Source organism: Aminobacter sp. P4_D5, assembly GCF_056401815.1.
The window spans coordinates 1-4221 of the sequence record NZ_JBFUIP010000289.1 but is presented as its reverse complement, the minus strand read 5'-3'; the positions used below and the strand labels follow the sequence as shown (position 1 = coordinate 4221).

Below are 4221 nucleotides of genomic sequence, written 5' to 3'. Positions count from 1 at the left end.
CTGTGAGGCAGACCAACCTAGACAAGCATCGGCACTGTGCTCGGCCTCGTTGGCTCCCCGTCAACCGTCAGCCTGATCATTGGCGGTGTGGGGCGTCCGATCGTTTGGTGTGCCTCGGTAGGCTCCGGCGTCTGCGGGTGCAAAACCGGGCAATCCAAACTAAGTCGCCATTCGGTGCAGCATTCGCGAACATGACCGGCGTGCCATCGACATGCATGCAGTTTTTGACGCCGACCAATCGGTGTTTTTCACAGCAGTTGTTGCACTCACGCACTTGTCAGCCTCGGCTACGAGGACGACGATACCAACCCAGGAGCTTTATGGAGGAAGGCATGAGTGTCATTCGCACTTCATCCGTCACAGCCACGATCGCTTGCATTGTGGCTTTTGCCAGCCCCGCGCTCGCGGAGGAATCTGCCGAGGCTCTAGCAAAGAAGCTTTCCAATCCGATTGCATCGTTGATCAGCGTGCCGTTCCAGTTCAACTGGGACCAGGGCTATGGGCCGAACGACGGCAACAAAGCATATGTCAACGTACAGCCCGTCATCCCAATCTCACTTAACGAGGACTGGAACCTCATCTCAAGGACGATTCTGCCGATAGCTTGGCAGGACGACATTGCCGGCCCGTCAGGATCCCAATTCGGCCTCGGCGACACAACCCAAAGTTTATTCTTTTCGCCCGCAAAACCGGGGCCGGATGATATCATTTGGGGTATCGGTCCAGTGTTTTTGCTGCCGACCGGAACCGACGACCTACTCAGCAGCCGCAAGTGGGGAGCAGGGCCGACAGGTGTGGCGTTGAAGCAAAGCGGACCATGGACGGTCGGTATTCTGGCCAATCACATCTGGTCATTTGCCGGAGATGATGATCGCACTAACGTCAACTCCACCTTTCTGCAGCCCTTCATCTCCTATACGACGCCAGATGCTTGGACTTTCAGTCTCAACACCGAAAGCACATACAATTGGGAAGCGAGCGAATGGTCAGTCCCGATCAATTTCGACGTCACCAAGCTTATTCACATTGATAAGCAACCGGTCAGCTTGGGTGGAGGCTTTCGTTATTGGGCCGCAAGTCCTGACAGCGGGCCCGACGGATTTGGCGTTCGCGCCATCGTCACTCTGCTGTTCCCCAAGTGATCCCTTACGCATAGGGGCGCAATTCTGGAGACGACTGTTGCTGCACAGATTGACGCGCCCCGCATGCGGCAGGTGGTGGCGATCGAAGTCGACGAGTGACTCGATCCGCCTGCATAGAAGGACCTGGACAATACGATGGATGAACTTTCGGCACCCAACCCGGTATTTGAGATTGTCCTCGGCACCTTGTTCATGATTGTCATCATCTTCGTACACGGTGTCGGTATTCGCACGATCAACCAGCGTTTCAGCAAAGCCTGGATCCGCGTGAATAGCGCCACGTCGCATTGGCGGATCAATCTGCTGTTTGCCTTCACAATCGGTTCCCTTGCGAGCTTACATTTTGCTGAAACTCTCCTTTGGGCAGCCCCAGTATCACTGATGGGATTGATCCCCTCGATGCGAGACAGCTACTACTTTGTCCTGGAGAACTATACAACGCTCGGTGAAGGCACCGTCAGCCTGCCTGATCGATGGCGTCTGATCGGACCAATCATGGCAATGTCAGGCTTGTTCACGTTTGGCTGGACTGGGAGCGTGCTGGTAAGCATCATGACCGAGTTCGGTAAATTGGACAGAATACGAGCCAAAAAGGGGCCAATGGACTCCGACCGCCCTGACGTGATCCCGACTGCCTGAGTTGCGCCATGGACGGGTCATTGCCGAACGGGATAGAAAATCCCGAAAAGCGGGCCTGGCTTTTCGTCTTCTCCCGCAACCGAGTAATTTGAGCCGTCGATTTTAGACATCACGAAGGCGGACAGGCCTGCTACCGCGAGCGACCAGAATTCTTGCACGGGGAGGGCAGGCCCCTTCGTAGAGGTGATCGAGGTCCGTTCGTTTTCTTATCCACAACGGCGGAACGGCTACCTTGTTTTCACCGCCCTCGCCAATAATCTACGGCGGGGGCCCAGTTAACGCACTAATTCGATCTCGCCTGGACGCCACTCCTTGGTGAAGAGGCGCAGGATTGTGAACCAGCCTTTTTTCGGATCGGTTTGAACCCAATTGCCCTCATTCACACCATCGGGCTTGGTCGGTCCGAAATACACCGTGGTCGACCCATCAGCGTCTGCATCAGCGGCAGGTGTCGGATAGCTCTGGCTACCTGCCCTCGGAGACCGCTGCGGAGTGGCAAGCATCGAGCGCGTCTGGTTGTCGTAAACTGTGAAGGACCAGAATTTTCCTGCGGGGACGTTCGGAGGCAGCGTAACCTTGTACGTCTTGTTGCCGTCGAAGTGATCGCCTTTGGAGTCGACGGCTTGGATGATGTACTGCGAGCCGATGTCCGTCAGCCGCATGATCATTGCCGGGGTTATGAAGGTGTACCCGAAAAACATGGTGGTACGGACGTTGAGCGTGCGCGCACCCGTCGGCGGATTCTGGATAATTTTGCCGTCTGCACTGACCTCAGGCGGCGGTGTCTCCATGTCGTAACCGCCGAGGAAAAGCGGGTTGAACCACGTCGAGTTGGGGTAATCATAGCCACCGTCGGAGGGACGCCACTTAAAATTCAGGGTCCGCGCAGCTGCGTTTCCAATCGCTGCCGCGTCGGTCAGGATTTTCTTCATCCGCTCGTCGGGGCTGAAAGGCTTGCCCTTCACGATACCGATGGCTGCCAATGATCCCATGATTTCGCGCGGGGCGAATGGCAGACGCGCTGTGGCGACATGAAAATGGCGGCCTCGGGGGGCGGCCTGGGACCGCCTTTTTCATGTTCAGTCAGCCTCTCGACCACCCTCAGATGCGGAACGACCACAACAGGCAAGCCAGGGTGGCGATGGCGAAGATGGCGAAGAACAGGCTGCGCAAGAGGAGATTGCGTCGGAGTTCGTTCATCGCCAGGTGACAGCCGACGATCGCTGCGACGAACAGGAAGCGCCAGTCGAGCAGGGCCCATGGCGCGCTTGTCTGTCCGAAGGCCCAGCGCGCCGCGAGACAGCCGACGATGGTCGCAAACAGTGCAACGACAACCCAATGGATCGTATCCGCAGCGTTAAGCAGAACAACACTTGCGGCCTTGAGCGGCAGGATCATCATCAGCATGGCGGCAAAGAAGTAGATCGCGGCCAGGGGCAGGAACGTGTCGGCGTTGGCGATGTCGTCCAGCCGCTTCACGCCGGTGATGCCGAACGGATAGCCGTGCCGCGCCACAGCAAGGCTGAGAGCCATCAGCAGCGCCGTCAGCACGGCGACGAGGGCAAAAGAAGTGGCTGCCTTGTTCATGATGGTCCCAATGCTTGGCGAATCGGCTCGCACTCTGCGTAGCGCAGCAAAATCGGGATTTCCAATGATGAGATTAGCCGGGGTCAGCGGTGGCGATCGGAGCTGACCAGCGCAGTCTCTCAAGCTCGCGTGCGTGGAGAGTGCTCATCTTGCGGCGAGACAAGCCTGTTGCATGCGGACGACTGGCCTGGCGCCGTTGGCCGACCCGCCTTGATGTTGCTGCGCGGTCGCCCGATTCATGCCGAATTGCCAAGGCATCTCCATGCCCCGAAGGGACTCGGCGATCACGCGCCACAAGCGCCATGGATCGATAATTGCCGTCGTGCATTGTAGGTAGGGCGGACAATCAAAGCTTTTTCAGAGAGATGATGATGAATAAACTGGTTTTGAGTCTTGCACTGTTGGTGCCGCTGGCAGCCTGTTCGCAGACGCAACAGGGTGCAGCCATTGGCGGCCTCGGCGGCGCGGCGATCGGCAGTGCTGTTGCCGCCCCCGGAAATCGCGCAGAGGGCGCGCTCGTCGGTGGCGCGGTTGGTGCTGTCGCAGGCGGCCTGATTGGCAACGCAAATGAGCCCAACCAGTGTCGCTACCGCGACCGCTATGGCCGTACCTATGTCGCGCCGTGCCAGCGCGGCTACTACTGAGCCGGCTATCCACAAACAACGAAATCCCGAAGGCGCCGAGGCACCTTCGGGATATTTCTTACCACCTTTCGGAGGGTGGTTGTCGCCGGCCCAAACTTTTTCAAGGACTCAATTTTAGCCTTATCTATTTGTTTTTGAATAGATAATTGCGTTGTTCTGAGGTTCGTTGCGGGCGGCCCGCAACGCACCGCTTCTGAATTGGGCGGCGC

Annotated in this window: 5 protein-coding genes and 1 pseudogene; 3 read left to right on the top strand and 3 right to left on the bottom strand. The window is 57.6% G+C overall.

Going from position 1 to position 4221, the window contains the following annotated elements; genetic code table 11:
• The first annotated feature begins 332 nt into the window (after nt 1–332).
• Nucleotides 333–1142: a transporter family protein gene (locus AC1DWF_RS30650; protein WP_476786348.1), complete on the top strand. Its 810-nt coding sequence runs from the start codon at nt 333–335 to the stop codon at nt 1140–1142.
• Between the two features lie 135 nt (nt 1143–1277).
• Entirely contained in the window at nt 1278–1781 is a 504-nt protein-coding gene (locus tag AC1DWF_RS30645) for a two pore domain potassium channel family protein (protein ID WP_476786347.1), read from the top strand.
• A gap of 275 nt (nt 1782–2056) precedes the next feature.
• Here the strand turns inward: AC1DWF_RS30645 and AC1DWF_RS30640 are convergent.
• Together AC1DWF_RS30640 and AC1DWF_RS30635 are read right to left on the bottom strand one after the other, a co-directional pair.
• Nucleotides 2057–2779: pseudogene (locus AC1DWF_RS30640) on the bottom strand (DUF1214 domain-containing protein); the annotation flags it as partial.
• A gap of 103 nt (nt 2780–2882) precedes the next feature.
• The gene (locus AC1DWF_RS30635) at nt 2883–3368 is read right to left on the bottom strand and encodes a hypothetical protein (protein ID WP_476784845.1); all 486 of its coding nucleotides are present in this window, start codon (nt 3366–3368) and stop codon (nt 2883–2885) included.
• Nucleotides 3369–3739: 371 nt separating this feature from the next.
• On the opposite strand from AC1DWF_RS30635, the gene AC1DWF_RS30630 reads away from it, so the two are divergent.
• On the top strand, nt 3740–4012 hold the full coding sequence (locus tag AC1DWF_RS30630; protein WP_476784846.1) for a glycine zipper domain-containing protein: 273 nt from the start codon (nt 3740–3742) through the stop codon (nt 4010–4012).
• A 5-nt stretch (nt 4013–4017) separates the two neighbouring features.
• Here the strand turns inward: AC1DWF_RS30630 and AC1DWF_RS30625 are convergent.
• The coding region (locus AC1DWF_RS30625) for a hypothetical protein (protein ID WP_476842459.1) at nt 4018–4221 on the bottom strand (204 nt) is incomplete at its 5' end.